This is a genomic window from Limosilactobacillus avium, assembly GCF_947381485.1.
Classification (GTDB): domain Bacteria; phylum Bacillota; class Bacilli; order Lactobacillales; family Lactobacillaceae; genus Limosilactobacillus; species Limosilactobacillus avium.
Map to the genome: position 1 here is coordinate 1 of NZ_CANCWN010000026.1, position 14,650 is coordinate 14,650.

Annotated in this window: 16 protein-coding genes; 6 read left to right on the forward strand and 10 right to left on the reverse strand. The window is 50.8% G+C overall.

The window, feature by feature from the left end:
* Window positions 1–110: 110 nt before the first annotated feature.
* From QOS01_RS08080 to QOS01_RS08095, 4 genes are all read right to left on the reverse strand, one after another.
* The gene (locus tag QOS01_RS08080) at window positions 111–2,033 is read right to left on the reverse strand and encodes an FtsX-like permease family protein (RefSeq protein ID WP_283621897.1); all 1,923 of its coding nucleotides are present in this window, start codon (window positions 2,031–2,033) and stop codon (window positions 111–113) included.
* A 2-nt stretch (window positions 2,034–2,035) separates the two neighbouring features.
* Entirely contained in the window at window positions 2,036–2,791 is a 756-nt protein-coding gene (locus tag QOS01_RS08085) for an ABC transporter ATP-binding protein (RefSeq protein ID WP_283621898.1), read from the reverse strand.
* Window positions 2,792–2,905: 114 nt separating this feature from the next.
* Entirely contained in the window at window positions 2,906–3,871 is a 966-nt protein-coding gene (locus tag QOS01_RS08090; protein ID WP_283621899.1) for a sensor histidine kinase, read from the reverse strand.
* Window positions 3,864–4,538 (reverse strand): response regulator transcription factor, encoded by a 675-nt coding sequence (locus tag QOS01_RS08095; RefSeq protein WP_283621900.1) that lies wholly within the window; start codon window positions 4,536–4,538, stop codon window positions 3,864–3,866. Before QOS01_RS08095 ends, QOS01_RS08090 begins: the two co-directional genes overlap by 8 nt.
* A 173-nt stretch (window positions 4,539–4,711) precedes the next feature.
* On the opposite strand from QOS01_RS08095, the gene QOS01_RS08100 reads away from it, so the two are divergent.
* From QOS01_RS08100 to tnpA, 3 genes are all read left to right on the forward strand, one after another.
* Window positions 4,712–5,863, forward strand: coding sequence for an aminotransferase class I/II-fold pyridoxal phosphate-dependent enzyme (locus QOS01_RS08100; RefSeq protein WP_283621901.1), 1,152 nt, complete (start codon window positions 4,712–4,714; stop codon window positions 5,861–5,863).
* Window positions 5,864–5,874: 11 nt separating this feature from the next.
* Window positions 5,875–6,864: a D-2-hydroxyacid dehydrogenase gene (locus tag QOS01_RS08105; RefSeq protein ID WP_283621920.1), complete on the forward strand. Its 990-nt coding sequence runs from the start codon at window positions 5,875–5,877 to the stop codon at window positions 6,862–6,864.
* Between the two features lie 210 nt (window positions 6,865–7,074).
* The gene (gene tnpA, locus QOS01_RS08110; protein WP_283621902.1) at window positions 7,075–7,533 is read left to right on the forward strand and encodes an IS200/IS605 family transposase; all 459 of its coding nucleotides are present in this window, start codon (window positions 7,075–7,077) and stop codon (window positions 7,531–7,533) included.
* Window positions 7,534–7,672: 139 nt separating this feature from the next.
* Here the strand turns inward: tnpA and pnuC are convergent, their stop codons facing one another.
* On the reverse strand, window positions 7,673–8,425 hold the full coding sequence (gene pnuC / locus QOS01_RS08115; RefSeq protein ID WP_283621903.1) for a nicotinamide riboside transporter PnuC: 753 nt from the start codon (window positions 8,423–8,425) through the stop codon (window positions 7,673–7,675).
* A gap of 184 nt (window positions 8,426–8,609) precedes the next feature.
* Window positions 8,610–9,113, reverse strand: a complete 504-nt coding sequence (gene greA, locus QOS01_RS08120; RefSeq protein WP_283621904.1) for a transcription elongation factor GreA — start codon at window positions 9,111–9,113, stop codon at window positions 8,610–8,612.
* Window positions 9,114–9,199: 86 nt separating this feature from the next.
* Between greA and QOS01_RS08125 the strand changes: the two genes are divergently transcribed.
* The gene (locus QOS01_RS08125; protein WP_283621905.1) at window positions 9,200–10,321 is read left to right on the forward strand and encodes a hypothetical protein; all 1,122 of its coding nucleotides are present in this window, start codon (window positions 9,200–9,202) and stop codon (window positions 10,319–10,321) included.
* Window positions 10,322–10,338: 17 nt separating this feature from the next.
* Window positions 10,339–10,665 (forward strand): hypothetical protein, encoded by a 327-nt coding sequence (locus QOS01_RS08130; RefSeq protein ID WP_283621906.1) that lies wholly within the window; start codon window positions 10,339–10,341, stop codon window positions 10,663–10,665.
* A gap of 52 nt (window positions 10,666–10,717) precedes the next feature.
* Here QOS01_RS08130 and QOS01_RS08135 read toward each other — a convergent pair whose 3' ends face one another.
* From QOS01_RS08135 to QOS01_RS08150, 4 genes are read right to left on the reverse strand one after another with little or no spacing between them, the layout of a single operon-like run.
* Window positions 10,718–10,942 carry a hypothetical protein gene (locus QOS01_RS08135; protein ID WP_283621907.1) on the reverse strand — a complete coding sequence of 75 codons (225 nt, stop codon included), beginning with the start codon at window positions 10,940–10,942 and terminating at the stop codon, window positions 10,718–10,720.
* 12 nt (window positions 10,943–10,954) lie between these two features.
* Window positions 10,955–11,461: a YbhB/YbcL family Raf kinase inhibitor-like protein gene (locus QOS01_RS08140; protein ID WP_283621908.1), complete on the reverse strand. Its 507-nt coding sequence runs from the start codon at window positions 11,459–11,461 to the stop codon at window positions 10,955–10,957.
* A gap of 37 nt (window positions 11,462–11,498) precedes the next feature.
* Window positions 11,499–12,287 (reverse strand): tyrosine-protein phosphatase, encoded by a 789-nt coding sequence (locus QOS01_RS08145; RefSeq protein WP_283621909.1) that lies wholly within the window; start codon window positions 12,285–12,287, stop codon window positions 11,499–11,501.
* A complete protein-coding gene (locus tag QOS01_RS08150) occupies window positions 12,287–13,264 on the reverse strand; it encodes an SGNH/GDSL hydrolase family protein (RefSeq protein ID WP_283621910.1) in 978 nt (325 codons plus the stop codon). The genes QOS01_RS08145 and QOS01_RS08150 overlap by 1 nt, the downstream gene beginning before the upstream one ends.
* Window positions 13,265–13,459: 195 nt before the next feature.
* Here QOS01_RS08150 and QOS01_RS08155 point away from each other — a divergent pair, with 195 nt between their 5' ends.
* Window positions 13,460–14,638 carry a galactokinase gene (locus QOS01_RS08155; protein ID WP_283621911.1) on the forward strand — a complete coding sequence of 393 codons (1,179 nt, stop codon included), beginning with the start codon at window positions 13,460–13,462 and terminating at the stop codon, window positions 14,636–14,638.
* Window positions 14,639–14,650: the final 12 nt, after the last annotated feature.

Sequence of the window (14,650 nt, forward strand, 5' to 3'; positions counted from 1 at the left end):
TACTTTTGTTTGTGGTTATTCAAAAGTCTATCACAAATGACTTTTTTATTTTTCTAACTTAATTTTACAAACCGCGACTATATAGAGGACTTATGTCACAGCCCCTTGAGTTACTTATCAATAATTTGATGATACGTACGGGTAGTTAATCCGTATATTACTAAGTAGAGGAGTAAGAGGGCAACTGTAATGATTACCGCGATGGCGACCATCAATGTGAGGTTGTAGAAGTTTAATTGGGTCATGATCTGCTTGATGGCGGGGAAGGCGAAAGCAAGGTTGATGATGGCCCCAATGATTGGCAACATGAACACCATCAGGACCTGGCTGTGAATGCTCTTAGTGGTTTCGCGTTCACTTAATCCAACTTCCTGCATAGTGGTAAACCGCTGCTTGTCCGCGTACCCTTCGGAAATCTGCTTGAAGTAGATAACGATTGTGGTGGTGATCCCCAGCGCAATACTGATTAGGATTCCGATGAAGACGAGGCCGCCATAAAGACCGTTGAGGAGCGAGAAGATGGTGGCGTACCCCGAAAACTGGAGGCTTGATAAGTGGAGCTTTTGCTGCAGGTCGGTTTCAAAGGCAATCCGTTTCTTGGTGTTGCCGTTTAAATGGTAGTTCAGGGTGGTAACGGTCATTGTCGGCATCCCCTTAGGAAGCTTGTTTACGACCATGAAGATTGGTGAAAAGATGGCATGGTCAGGGTTAAAGGCAAAGTTGAGCTTCTTCAATTCCGTTACCTGGTAGCTCTTCCCGCTGACGACCAGCTTTCCAGTATGCTTTTTACCCGGTGCATATATCAAGGCCTGATTGCCCTTAAGCACCGTGTGGTGGTGAGTCAGCCGCTGGTATGTCTTGGCAGTGACGAAGATCATGGAGTTTGACGTGGCCGTTGTCATGTTATCGATGGTCCCTTGGTTAACGAAGGAGTGCCCACGCCAGTAGCCTACCTGGGTGGCCGTTGCTTCGTAGTGGGTGAGGTCCGTGACGGTCGCGTGGTGCTGGCGGGCCGTATCCTTAAGGAATTGTCCCTGGTGCTTCGTAAGTGGCTGGTTATTGACGATGGTGATGTCTTGAGGAGTGTACGAACGGGCGGTACTACTGATCCCACAGTAAAGGGTTACGGCGGTAAACAGGATGACGAGAACGGAGCTGCACAGCAGGCAGATAGTGGCGAGTGCCGCGCCGTTTTGTTCCATCCGTTGCCGCATCCCCGAGACGGCAATAAAGTGCCGGGGCTGGTAATAGAAATTCCGCCGCTTCTTCAGCCAGTTCAGGAGAATTACGCTTCCCGCAATGAAAATGAGGTAGGTCCCAATAACGACCAGGATAACCGCAAGAAAGAAGTGGTTAATGGCGGTAATCTTTGGCTTAGTGGTGAGGGTAATGTAGTAGGCCCCAGCCAGGGTAACCAGACCGATCAGGCCCGCAATCGTAAACAACGGTCCGTGGTGCTTATGGGTGGCAGTTGCGCTGTTCCACAGGTCCGTGGGCTTGAGGTGGCGGATCTTCAAGAGGTCAATGATCATCAAAACGATGAAAAAGGCCACAAAGGTCATGATGGTCTGCAAAAGGGCCCCACTGCTGATCCATGACTGCCGGAGGTGCTGAACTTGCAGGAGCCGTCCCAGGCCAAGGAAGGCTAGCTTTTCAAAGATAACCCCACCGATCAAGCCGCCGACAAGGCTGAAGACCAGCAGGTAGGCCTTTTCTAAAACGGTAAGCAGGCCGAGGTTCCTACTGGTCATCCCCAGCATGCTGTACAGGCCGATTTCCTGGCTCCGCTGCTGCCACAAGAAGTGGTTGACGTAAAGGAGAAAGGCAGCCGTCACCATCAGGATAAAGGCGGCCCCTGGTTTCATCATGGCGGTGGTTACCTTCCCCGTGCTGAGCGCTTTCAGGATATGGTTAGCAGCGATTGCGGTAAAAATATAGTTGATAGCAACCAACATGCAGGTCGCCAGTAGGTAGGGGCCGTACGTCCGCAAGTTGCGTTTGAAACTGGAGTTAATTAAGCGAATAAACAGCATTATCACTCACCACCATTCGTGAGGGTCATCATTGTGTTACTAATTTGTACTTGGTAGTCCTTCATCGACAGGTCGCCGCGAAAGAGTTCGTGGAAAATTCGGCCGTCCTTAATGAAGAGGGTCCGCTTGGCGTGACTTGCCGCGGCGGCACTGTGGGTGACCATGATGATGGCTTGCCCGTTGGCGTTAACGTCATCGAAGAGATCCAAGATTTCCTGGCTGGTGTTTGAATCTAAGGCCCCGGTTGGTTCGTCGGCGAGGAGGACGTCGGGTTGGGTGATCAATGCCCGGGCAATGGCAATCCGTTGCTGTTGGCCCCCAGAGACTTCGCTGGGGTAGCGGTCAATGATTTTCTCAATCCGCAGGCGGCTAACCAGTGGCTTGATCCGCCGGTCCATTTCATCCGGCGCAACCTTTGCTAAAACCAGGGGGAGGTAAACGTTATCGCGGTTGCTCAGGCTGTCCAGCAGGTTAAAGTGCTGGAAGACAAAGCTGAGGTGCTGGCGCCGGTAGCGGGCTGCATCGTCCTTACTCAGGGCACCGAGGTCCTGGCCGTTAAGGGCGGCGCTCCCGTTAGTGGCCTTATCCAGGGTGGCAATAATGTTCAGCAGGGTACTTTTGCCGGCTCCGGATTCACCCATGATGGCGACAAACTCCCCATTCTGAACAGTAAAGCTGACGTCCTTTAGGGCCGCTACCGGGTGGCTGGAATTAGCTTCAAAAGTTTTTTGGACGTGGTCAAGTTTTAAGAGGACCATGTTAAACATCCCTTTCCTGTGTTTGAATTCTTGATACTTTAATTATAAAAAGGCCCTGCCCAACTTCCTACTTACAGGAGTGTGCAGAACCTTACAGTTTTGTAAGAATTGATTTTAGTGAACTAGTTTATCGGGAAAGGCAAGCTGGGCAACGGTCTGGCGGGGCCCCGGTGAAAACACCTGTACCTGGAGGCCTAATCGTTCCGTCACCTGCTTAACAAAGTAGAGCCCCATCCCGGTGGACCGGGTCGTCTGGTGGCCGTTGTGGCCAGTAAAGCCGTTGTCGAAGATCCGTGGCAGGTCCGTACTAGGAATTGCGGGGCCGGTGTCCGTAAATGTGAGGGCGTTGTCTTGCCAAGTAATCTTGATGGTAGTTGCCGGGTCCGCGTACTTAATGGCGTTTGATAGCAGCTGGCTGATGCAGAAGTGGAGCCACTTCTGGTCGGTCATGACCTGGACCGGGGGGATGCTGATTTTAGGGATGAGTTGCTTGGCGATAAACAGCTGCCCGTTTTCCCGAATCACTTCGTTGACCACTTTACTGAGGTTTAGCCATTTGAGGTCGAGGTCCGACTTATCCATTGCCAGCCGCTCGCCACTGAGCAGGAGGTTAAGGTAGTAGTCAGCCTGGTGGACGCTCGCCTTAACCTGGAGACTTGGAACGGTTACTTTACTTTCGGCCGCCGCCTGCAGGAGGGTCAGGGAATTCTTGATTTCGTGGGAAAAGAGATCCAGGTGGTCTAATTGCTCCTGTTGCTTGTACCGGAGTTGCTGAATGAGCTTGCGGTGGTGGGCCCGCTCATTGGTCAGGGCACTCACGAGGGCTTGTTCTAGCGGGCTACTCGGTGAGACTAATTCCTGTTTGCCGACACGCTGCTGCCGGTGGTGGGCCCGGACCACGGTGATAATCAGCCAGATGATCAGGACCGGGAGGCTGAACCGGACGAAGTCGCCAATGATAATGGTGGGTAGTTGGTAGAGGTAACACAGGAGGGCCAAAAGAGCAGTTAACAATAGGTATGCCCACAGGAGAGGGAGCTGGGACCGGAGCCACAGGCGGGTAAAGCGTTTTTTATTCATTGCTGACCACCAGCCGGTAGCCAATCCCCCGCTCTGTCCGGAGGGCCTGGTCGAGGCCGAGGGGCGCCAATTTACTCCGTAAACGGCTAATGTTGACGTTTAACGTGTTGTCGTTAAGGTACTTACCACCTTGCCAGAGCCATTCCAAAAGCTGGTCCTTAGTAACGGTTTGGTTGCGGTGGTGGAGCAGTACCTGGAGGAGGGCCCCCTCCGTGGGGGTCAACTGGGCCTGCCCCCGGTCGTTATTAAGTTGATTGGTAAGGGCGTTGAAGTGGTTATTTGCCCAGGCTATTTGGTCACTACTCTGCTGAGTCCGCCGCAACAAGGCCTGGACCTTGGCAAGCAGGACGGTCATTGAGAAGGGCTTCATGATATAGTCGTCCGCGCCCGCGGCAATGGCGTGCATAACGTTACTGTCAATATCCGCTGCGGAAATGACAATAATGGGGACCTGGGTATGTTTACGGACCTCCTGCATCCAGTAAAAGCCATCGAAGGTGGGCAGGGTAATGTCAAAGAGAACCAGGGCTGGCTGGGCGGCCGTGATCTCACCAGCGACGTTTTCCCAGTCGGTGACCGTTTGGACGTCATATTGCCACTTCTTAAGTTCTTCCTGGACGGTCTTAATCATTGCGGGGTTATCTTCAACCATAAAAATACGGGCCATCAAAGGTTCCTCCCTTCAGCTATTGGCATTTTACCATAATGCAACGCGCATAAGAATTCAGCACTTTTGAATACTTATGCGGTCATAATGTATAAATATGTGGATTTAAAAATAAAAAACGACTATACTTAATGCAAAGTTACACGAATCACATGATGAACGGAGGAAAAACAATGGATAGTTCGATTTTAAGCAAAGCATACCAAAAGCCTAGCGCAAACATCTTGGCGGACGTTTGCGCAATGGCCGCTAAGATGGATAACGTCATTGACCTGTCTGTCGGCGACCCGAATTTTACTACCCCCCAGCCAATTATTGAGGCGGCCTTTGAAAAGACCAAGGCGGGGATTACGCACTACACCGCTGCTGAGGGCCTTCCAGAGCTCCGTCAAGCAATCTGTGATTTCTACCAAGATAAGTACCAACTAAAGTTTAATTTGGACCAGGTCCTGGTGACAGTAGGGGCCGAACACGCCCTGTTTGTTGCCCTGGAGGCCCTGCTGGACCCTGGTGATGAAGTTATCATCCCCCAGCCAAGTTTTTCTCCTTACATTGACCAGGTCAAGCTGGCCAATGGGATCCCGGTAACGGTCGATGGGAAGGCGGCTGACGGCTACAAGATTGAGGCCGCAGAAATTGCCAAGAAGATCACGCCTAAGACAAAGGCCATCATTATTAACACACCGAACAACCCGACCGGTAACGTGATGACGGCGGCCGAGGAACAGGCGCTTGCCGACCTGGCAGTTAAGAACGACCTGTTGATCTTCAGTGACGAAATTTACTCTGACTACGTAATGCCGGGCAAGACGTTCACTCCACTGGCCAAGTTTGCGCCCGATAACACGGTAACGATTAGTGGGATGTCAAAGAGCTTTGCCATGACTGGTTGGCGGATTGGTTACCTGATTGGGCCGGACTGGTTAGTTGCGGCCGCTAATGATGTCAACGATGCCGTTACCTTTACGGCACCGACGATGTCACAGGAAGGGGCCTTATACGGCCTTCAGCACCACGACGAACTGGTGGCCCCAATCGTTGAAGCCTTCCAGAAGCGGTTAACCTACCTGCAGACTGAACTGCCTAAGATTGACTGGCTAGACGTTAGTCCCGTTGAGGGAAGCATCTACGTCTTCGCTGATATTCGAGCAACAGGATTAAACTCCGTTGACTTTGCCGACCAGCTGTTAAAGAAGGCGGGGATCCTGGTTGTTCCCGGCCTGGCATTTGGTAAGTCGGGTGAGGGCTTTGTCCGGATTGCCGCAACCCAACCGTTGGCAGCCTTAAAGGAAGCCGTTGCGAAGATGCAGAAGTTGACCTGGTAAGGAGGCACATGATGAAAATTTTAATGTATGCGGTATTGGAACCGGAGAAAAAGTATATTAAGCAGTGGTCAGAGGAAAACGGGATCGAAGTTAAGTGCGTTGACGAGCGCCTTAATAAGGACACCGTAAAGTGGGCCAAGGGCTTCGATGGAATCGACTTTCAACAAACCCAACCCTTAGAGCCAGAGGTTTACCAGGCCCTTCACGAATACGGGATTAAGCAGCTGACGGCGCGGATGGTTGGTTATGACATGATTGACTTTGACTTGGCGAAGAAGTATGACCTGATCGTCACCAACGTCCCCGCCTATTCGCCACGGGCAATTGCTGAAATGGGCCTAACCCAGGCCCTCCGCCTCGTCAGAAAGCTCGGTTACTACGACCAGCGGATGGACAAGCTCGACTTCCGTTGGGCCGGCCTGGAGAGTACGGAGATTTATAACCTGACGGTGGGCATTATCGGTGCCGGTCACATCGGTGGGGCCACCGCTCAACTGTACTCTGCACTGGGGGCCAAGGTAATTGCAACCGACCCGATTCACCGGGTGGAACTGAGTCCCTACTTGGAGTACACGGACCAGGATACCCTCCTAAAGACGGCTGACATTGTCACGGTCCACACCCCGTTGAATGACAGTACGACAAACCTCTTCAACGCCGCTACCTTTAAAAAGATGAAGTCAACTGCCTACCTGATCAACATGGCCCGGGGTGGCATCGTTAACGCCAACGACCTGATTGCGGCATTACAGGCAAAGGAAATTGCCGGAGCGGCACTGGATACCCTGGCGGACGAGGGCCAGTTCTTTGAAAAGCAGGCAACGGCGGATGAAATTCCAGAGGACTACAAGACCCTGCGTGCCATGCCGAACGTTCTAATTTCCCCACACAGTGCCTTTTACACCGACACGGCAATGAAGAACATGGTGGCCATGGGCCTGGACGATGTGGTAGCGATTGTCAATGGCAAGCGCCCCCAGTTCGAGGTTTACGGAAAATAATTTAAGAGAATAAAAAATGTGAGACATCTGTCTCACATTTTTTTATTAACGTCTTTAGACCTAGTTGAGTACGCGAGCAAAGCGAGTGTGCGAAACAAAAAACCACCTGCTATGCGGGTGGGCAATAAAGATTATATAAAAAAGCCTCTTTTGCCTTAAGATGTAGGTGTTCAAGCCAAAATCAAATAAGGGAAAAGAGGTTTTATAAATATGGCTAATAAGTTAAATAGCTTAGCCCATACGAAATGGTTATGTAAGTACCATATCGTATTCATTCCAAAGTATAGACGGAAAATAATTTACAATCAATATCGCAGAGATCTTAGAGATTATATAAAACTCCTGTGCAAGTATAAAGGAGTGCAAATCATTGAAGGTCACATGATGCCAGATCACGTACACTTATTAGTGAGTATTCCGCCCAAGCTAAGTGTTTCGCAGTTTATGGGATATTTAAAAGGGAAAAGTGCCTTGATGATGTTTGACCGCCACGCAAACTTAAAATATAAATTTGGGAATCGACATTTCTGGGCAGAAGGATATTATGTGAGCACAGTAGGCATGAATGAAGCCACAATAAGAAAGTATATTCGAGATCAAGAAAAGCATGACATGGTAGTTGATAAAATAACCAGTGCTGAATATTCAGACCCTTTTAAGGGTAAGTGAAGGAATACAAACGCTACTTAAAGTAGCAGCGAAGTAGTCAGAGCATTTTGGTTTGAGCAAAGCGAAAGCCAGCGCCTTGAGACGCTGGCTTTTCTTTTCAGCTTATAGCCGATGTGCAAACCACCCGTTTGACGGGTGGTTATGATTCTTCAATTCCGACCGACTTAGCATAAGCCGTTTCGGCGATGCTTAGCCGTTCACGCTCCTTCTTGTTGTACCATGGTGAAATGGTAAAGGCGAGGACGTCATTGATCAAATAGATGGAACTGTTTACGGCCATCGCCAGGGTTGCGGAACCCTGCTGGTATGAAATGAACCAGAGGACAAGCTGGGCAATCCCGGAAGCCAGCCACCAGAAGTACTGGTTGTTGAAGCGGAGGAAGCAGATTACCCCGGCCGTTAAGCTAATTGAGAAGCTGATGGCATCAATCCACGGGCGAGGGTCGTCCGTTAAGTGGCCAATCAGGTAGCCGGAAGCCAGGTAGACGACCCCGGTAGCGATAATTGCCACCGTCCAGCTGCGGGGGGTAAAGTGGCGGATCTTTGATGCCATATTAACGTTCCAGTTGCTGGACAAGAGGACGGGGATGTCCAGGGTAATCATGTAGGCAACCTGTTCCCCGATGCTCAAATAGTTCTTGGCGTTGAAGCCGATGATGATAAAACAGATCGCAGAGAGAATGCCGAGCACCCCGTTTACCGACTTAGCGGCGTTGATTGCTAGGACACAGAGGACACCTAGGGTCGTACCAATGAAGGTGATCACGGACAACCAGGTGATTGGTGTGCTGGCCAGGGTCATGATCTGACAACCCAGGCTAAAGAAGAACAGGTAGTAGTTCTGCTGTGGCCACCCCTTAAGCTGGTGGGCCAAAAATTTAAAGTAGTTCATTTAAGTAACCCCAATTCCAAAAGTATGTTTAGGGCTCATAGCGCTATGAACACAACATATGGTAGTATAGGGGCTATTTTCCCCGGGTGCAAGCACAAAATATAGTGGCTAATTGGCTGATTGATGATGTGAGGGGCGCGAAAAGAAACATGGAAACGGTTTAGGGGGTCCGGGAAAAAGTTTCTTATTTACTCAAGGCAATCTTAATGATTTTAACCTGGTAAGATGCCTGGGGCGCCTGCACAGTAACGACCTTTCCCGCTGGCTGGTGCATGATTGCTTGACCAAGCGGGGAGTCAAAGGAGACCTTCTGCTTAGCGAGGTCGGCTTCCTGCTTGCCAACAATTTTGTAGGTTGCGGTATCGTCATCATCCTCAAACTTGAAGGTAACGGTTGTGCCAAGGTCGACGGTCCCGGTGTCCGCCGGGGCAATCACCTGTGAATATTGGAGCTGCTTGTTTAGGTAGCGCAGGCGGCTCTCCAGGTGGCGGAGTTCCCGCTTGGCCGTGCTGTACTCCGTATTCTCCGAGAGGTCACCCAGGGCCCGCGCCGCCTTCAGTTGGGCGATCTTGGCGGGCCGCTGCTGTTGAAGCTGGTGGATCTCGTCTTCAATTTCCTGGTAGCCGGTACTAGTCATCTTTTGAAAATAAACGTTCTTCATGGCTTCCACAATTTTCTTCTTACGCATTGCGCGTGCCCCCTCATTTAATCTTTACCACCTAATTATGATATGATAGATAGGAAAATTCAATTTTAGATGGAGGAGTAAGGAGTATGAACGAACAAGAAGAACACGTTAAAAAGTTCCTCGCTTCGTCCACGTATCATCAGCTTTCTGCTAACCAGCAGAAGCATGCTCAGGATATTCTAACCCGCTTTAATCAACACATGATGAACGAGCAGCACCTGGCCGACACCGCGTGGACGCCCCAAGCGGTGAAGGAAGTAATGGTGGGGGACTTTATTGCGGATCCTGCATTGACCAACCAGTTTGGCATTGCGGTGGCCCCGGTATTAAAGGCCTACCAAAGCTTTTTAAAGGTTGCGGGATTAAAGGAAATTGTCCAAGCAATTGATGACCAACGTACAAATATGAATGCCTGTCGGAAGGCCCACCAGACATGGGCGCAATTGCACGGCAAGAAAAAGGCCGCCAAGCCGGCTCCTAAAGCACCGGCAAAGAAGACCGCCGCTACGAAGAAGCCGGAAAAGGCTAAGGAAGTCAAGCCGTGGTCGGCCCAAGAGGTTGATGACTTCATTGCGAAGAGCAAGCGCGCGGTGGCGGTTGAAAATGAGTTTCAGAACCAGTCACTTGATGGTGGTGAACAGCAGTACATTATTGGCCAGTTTATCAAGCTGATGGCCCAGGAATGCGGTGAATACCCCGGCAGCTGGGATTTCTACGACCTCCAGCGGGTCTTAGGAATGATGATGCCGCTTGACCCGGACATTACCCCCAAGCAGATTAAAAACATTGTTCCGACTGCCCAGGCCCTCTTCGACTACTTGAAGCGGACCAAACAGCTCGACATGGACCAGTACCGGACCGGTTTGAAGGCAATTGCTAACATGCAGCCATCTCAGGACATGCTGGCTAGCTTGAGCCGCAAGGACCGGGAAACGCAGCTGATGCTGTCCTTCATCCGCAGCAACGGGATTGATACCAACGATGTTAAGACCGCTGAGAAATGGATGGATGACCACCGGGAGGAAGTTGCCAGCTTCATGCGTGGCCTATTGAACCCGTGGAGCGAGTACGAACACCAGCAACTGATGAAACGGCAACGTCACCAGCAGCAAGTGGCCCCAAGTCGGCAGACGCAGGTGGTAAGACACCACCGGGCACCTCAGGGTATTAAGTTCAGTAAGAAGGCACGCAAGAAGCGCCATAAGTAGGAAGGAAGCAGTTATCGATGAGTGTTGAAATTCCCCAAAGCATGGACGACGTTGTCATGCAGGTTGCCCAACGCAAGTTGCATGGTGAAACGATCACCGAGGATGAAGTAATCAAAAACGCGGTGCGCGATATCCTCCAAGCGTTCTTTGATGAAGCGCTGGAAGGCCACTATGATGATGTCAAGTGGGCCGGCAATGACCTCGAGGTAACTGACATAATGGGAAAAGTTGTCGGTAAGGTGGCGCCGAAGGGGAAGGACTTTATCGCCGACTTTCGCGCTAATACAGACGATCTTTTACTACGCTTCGAAAATGAGACCACCAAAATTGTTGGTGGCCGTTAAAAAGAAAAAGGAACCGGATTCCGGTTCCTTTTTCTTTTTAAAGTAACACCGCTTAAAGCTTGTTCTTAACATTGTACGGCTTGGACTTTTGGTGGTCAGCCGGCAAGGCGTCCTTGGCGTAGAAGATCGCGTATTCTTCATCATTAGGGCCCTTGGCAATTACCAGGTCATCACTGTGCCGCTCTTTTTTGAAGATTTGGCCCTTCCGAACGGCTTCGTTGTAGTCATGAATGTTGGCGATTGAATCACCCGGATTAAAGAAAATCCTTGTTTCCATAATATCACTTCCTTAAGCGCGACTAGGGATGGTTGCTTTAGCTTTGGCGAGAACATGCCCCTCCGCAGCGTGGAGAAAGTCATTGAGCCAGTAGCCGTTCTCTAAGGGGAGAACGGTATCCAGTGCGTAGACGGTTAATGTGTAGTCGTGAGCCTTGTCCGGTGGCTGCGGGCCAACGTAACCACTGGCAATCTGCGGGTCCCCATTGACTAGGCGGCCGGCGTTACTGTTCTTTCCTTGGACAAACTGTGTTTTTAACTGGCGGCTGGCATCGGCTGGAATGTCGGTCAGTGTCGCTGGAATATTGGCGGCGAGCCAGTGAATCCACGTAAAACCACAGACGGGGGTTGAATCAAAATCAATGAAAACAAGTGCAAACGACTTCGTCCCCGCGGGGGCATCCGTAATGTGGATAGGGAAAGACTTCACCGGGTGGTCAGCGACCATCAAATCGGCCGGTGCGTACTTGCCGTACTCGTCAGCCAAGAAACCGTCAATTAACGGAACAGAAATTTGCATAGCTAGCTCCCTCCTTGTATATCAATTATAACCTGGCCTAGTCCAAATATAAATGGCGCAGGGTGGTTAAATCACCTTTTGAGAGGCCAAGGTAGTCGGTCAGGTAGTGGTCAACGGTGCCGGACTCCTCCTTGATTGTGGCCAGGGCCGTATTGAGATAGTCGGCATTGACGGAGGCGAGGGCGTTCCGGTTGCTGACGACCGCGTCAACGTTCCCGAGGCCGGCGCTATTTTTACGGATCCCCGCGAGCCACTTCTTCCGTACGTCCGCCGTGACTTCGTTGGTCAGGAGGTAGTCCTTAATGATTGTTTCACGTGGAACACCCAGTGCAGAGAGGATGAGGAAGGCAGCAAAGCCGGTCCGGTCCTTTCCTGCCGTGCAGTGGAATAGGGTTGCCCCGTTGGTCGTAGAAAGGAGGACCTTAAACATCTCCTGGTAGGCCTTCTTTGCGCTTGGCAAGCTGGCCATCCGCCGGTAGACATCTAGCATGTGTCGGTAGCCGTTACCCTCTTCTTGCATCTGCTGGGCAATCTCTTCATCGCTGTGCGAGGCGTCCGTTTCGTCGACCGCAAAGACGGGAAGGTGACGGTAAGTTGCGCCGGCAGGAACCCGGTCCGGAGCAGCCGCAACTTCTGGATTGGAGCGCAAGTCAAGGTCGTTTTTGATGGGGATGGCCGCCAAGGTGTTTAAGTCATGCTCATTAAGCCGGGTTAAGGAACCGGAACGAATTAGCCGGTTAAACTTGACTTGGTGCCCATCCGCGGTTGGGTAACCACCGAGTTCACGAAAATTATAGCCATTTTCAATGTTTAATAAGCGTTTCATTATCGTTTTCCTCCTTTTATTTGTTTTAAAAATGGGGTAAGGGCCCCTGCTAACCGCCGTCCAGCCGTTTGTGCCCCAATTTGGTCGGGGTGGAGACCGTCGGTGAAGCTGGTGCACCACCCTCTGGTATCAATCACGGGAAGGTGGTGGCGGTGTGCACACCGGACGATTTCCGTACGGAAGGTTTGACTAAAGGGGACCATGATCAGGATCAAACTGTTGGGGAAAGTTGATTTCACCTGACTGATAAAGTGGTCGTATGCCAAGACAAACTGGTCGGTAGGGTAGCGGCGGTCGTTGACCCCGATGTTGACGACGACCATGTCGGGCTGGTTGACCGCCCACCGGGTAGTCTGGTCAATTTGGGGAAGAAACTGACTGGCCACGGGAACCCCACCGGTAGCCGGTCGCAAAACCCCACCGGCGGAATAGGCAATCCGTACGCTGTCGATTCCCAGTTGGTCGCTAGCAATACCGACATAGTTACTCTCGGGCCGGTAATCAGCAGAAGCATGGCGCCCGGCCACCCAGCAGCCGGCCGTTATTGAGTCGCCGATAAAGTCAACGAGTGGCTGCAAAGGAGCGGGAGGGAGGGCCCCCGGCCTGCTGGTGATGCTGACGATTGCGAACCCCGCCTGGCCAGTCCAGACCGGGTCAAGGTCAGTGTTGCCAGCCGTCATTACTTCGATGAGGTGGGACTGGCAGTCCGGCAGGGGAATCTTCCATGTTCCCTTAGCGGCCGCGACCCGCTGCCAGGACCCCCGGTCAACGCGGTAGGCATAGAACTGACTAGCTACCTGTGGGCTCCCGTTATCCAGGACCGTTACTTGAACCTCTTGGGCCGCCTTGCTGACCATCTTGATGCTGCTACCGAGGTTGGTGGTGTATAGTACCGGCTGGTTATTGATTTTTCTTACTACCCACCGCCCGGTTCGCTGGGCAAGGGGCAAAAGATCGTTGGCGTGATAAATTGCCATCAAGGTCCCTCCTCTTTAAAAATAATTTTAGCATTGATTGGCGAAAGCTACTATTACTAAGACGTTTAAGAAAGCGCTTACCATATTTATTTAATTATTATGAAAGCGCTTATTGACAAATCGGGTAAATAATATTAAATTATATTTAGTAAAAGTTTACCATAAGTTTTATTTGAGGTATGGAGGTTAATTGTGATGGATAAGCAACAATTTCTTGATGAATACAAAAAGGTCTTTAACGAAAACGGTAAGGATGTCTTCTTCTCACCAGGCCGGATCAATGTGATTGGTGAACACACCGACTACAACGGTGGTCACGTTTTCCCATGTGCAATCAGCATTGGGACGTACGGTGTTTACGGGCCACGGGAAGACACCAAGGTTGCGATCTACTCTGCTAACTCTGCTAAGGAAGAAAACAGTAAGATCATCACCTTTGATATCAACGACGACCAACCCCAAACTGCTAAGGACGAAAAGTGGGTTAACTACTTTAAGGGGATGCTTGTTTACCTGAAGCAACGCGGCTACAAGATTGACCATGGTTTCAACTTCTACATTCATGGTTACCTGCCATACGGTTCTGGCCTTTCTTCATCCGCTTCAATTGAAATGCTGATGGGGAACCTGTTGAAGGAAGAATTCAACTTAGACATTGACGAAGTTGAACTAGTTAAGCTTGGCCAAAAGACCGAAAACGACTTTGTTGGTCTGAACTCCGGTATCATGGACCAATTTGCTGTCGGGATGGGGAAGAAAGATAACGCCATCTTCTTGGACTGCAACACCTTGGAATACAAGTACCTGCCACTTGAACTGGGTGACTACGAAATCCTGATCATGAGCACGAACAAGACCCACTCCTTAGCGGGCTCTAAGTACAACGAACGGGTTGAAGAATGTGGCGAAGCAGTTAAACGTTTGAGCAAGAAGCTGAACATCACTAAGCTCGGTGAAATTGACTCTGAGACCTTTGACCAATACACTTACCTGATCAACGACGATACCTTAATTCGTCGGGCACGGCACGCCGTTAGTGAAAACGAACGGACAAAGCGGGCCATCGACGCAATGCAGAAGGGTGACCTGGAAGAACTTGGCCGCTTGATCAACGCATCGCACGTTTCTTTGAAGTACGACTACGAGGTTACCGGTAAGGAACTGGATACCTTAGCAGAAAGTGCTTGGGAACAACCTGGCTGCCTGGGTGCCCGGATGGTCGGCGGTGGATTTGCCGGCAGTGCCATTGCCATTGTTAAGAAGTCTGCTGCGGAAGACTTCAAGAAGAACGTCGGCAAGATTTATCGTGACAAGATTGGCTACGATGCTAGCTTCTATGACGCTGAAGTGGTTGATGGACCACACAAGTTGTAATTTATGTCCAAT

Excerpts from the sequence above, each read along its gene's own strand:
- QOS01_RS08130 (WP_283621906.1), top strand. The coding sequence starts at position 10,339 with ATGAGTGTTGAAATTCCCCAAAGCATGGACGACGTTGTCATGCAGGTT.
- QOS01_RS08135 (WP_283621907.1), bottom strand. The coding sequence starts at position 10,942 with ATGGAAACAAGGATTTTCTTTAATCCGGGTGATTCAATCGCCAACATT.
- QOS01_RS08080 (WP_283621897.1), bottom strand. The coding sequence starts at position 2,033 with ATGCTGTTTATTCGCTTAATTAACTCCAGTTTCAAACGCAACTTGCGG.
- greA (WP_283621904.1), bottom strand. The coding sequence starts at position 9,113 with ATGCGTAAGAAGAAAATTGTGGAAGCCATGAAGAACGTTTATTTTCAA.
- QOS01_RS08125 (WP_283621905.1), top strand. The coding sequence starts at position 9,200 with ATGAACGAACAAGAAGAACACGTTAAAAAGTTCCTCGCTTCGTCCACG.
- QOS01_RS08105 (WP_283621920.1), top strand. The coding sequence starts at position 5,875 with ATGAAAATTTTAATGTATGCGGTATTGGAACCGGAGAAAAAGTATATT.
- tnpA (WP_283621902.1), top strand. The coding sequence starts at position 7,075 with ATGGCTAATAAGTTAAATAGCTTAGCCCATACGAAATGGTTATGTAAG.
- QOS01_RS08085 (WP_283621898.1), bottom strand. The coding sequence starts at position 2,791 with ATGGTCCTCTTAAAACTTGACCACGTCCAAAAAACTTTTGAAGCTAAT.
- QOS01_RS08145 (WP_283621909.1), bottom strand. The coding sequence starts at position 12,287 with ATGAAACGCTTATTAAACATTGAAAATGGCTATAATTTTCGTGAACTC.
- QOS01_RS08140 (WP_283621908.1), bottom strand. The coding sequence starts at position 11,461 with ATGCAAATTTCTGTTCCGTTAATTGACGGTTTCTTGGCTGACGAGTAC.
- QOS01_RS08155 (WP_283621911.1), top strand. The coding sequence starts at position 13,460 with ATGGATAAGCAACAATTTCTTGATGAATACAAAAAGGTCTTTAACGAA.
- QOS01_RS08100 (WP_283621901.1), top strand. The coding sequence starts at position 4,712 with ATGGATAGTTCGATTTTAAGCAAAGCATACCAAAAGCCTAGCGCAAAC.
- pnuC (WP_283621903.1), bottom strand. The coding sequence starts at position 8,425 with ATGAACTACTTTAAATTTTTGGCCCACCAGCTTAAGGGGTGGCCACAG.
- QOS01_RS08150 (WP_283621910.1), bottom strand. The coding sequence starts at position 13,264 with ATGGCAATTTATCACGCCAACGATCTTTTGCCCCTTGCCCAGCGAACC.
- QOS01_RS08090 (WP_283621899.1), bottom strand. The coding sequence starts at position 3,871 with ATGAATAAAAAACGCTTTACCCGCCTGTGGCTCCGGTCCCAGCTCCCT.
- QOS01_RS08095 (WP_283621900.1), bottom strand. The coding sequence starts at position 4,538 with ATGGCCCGTATTTTTATGGTTGAAGATAACCCCGCAATGATTAAGACC.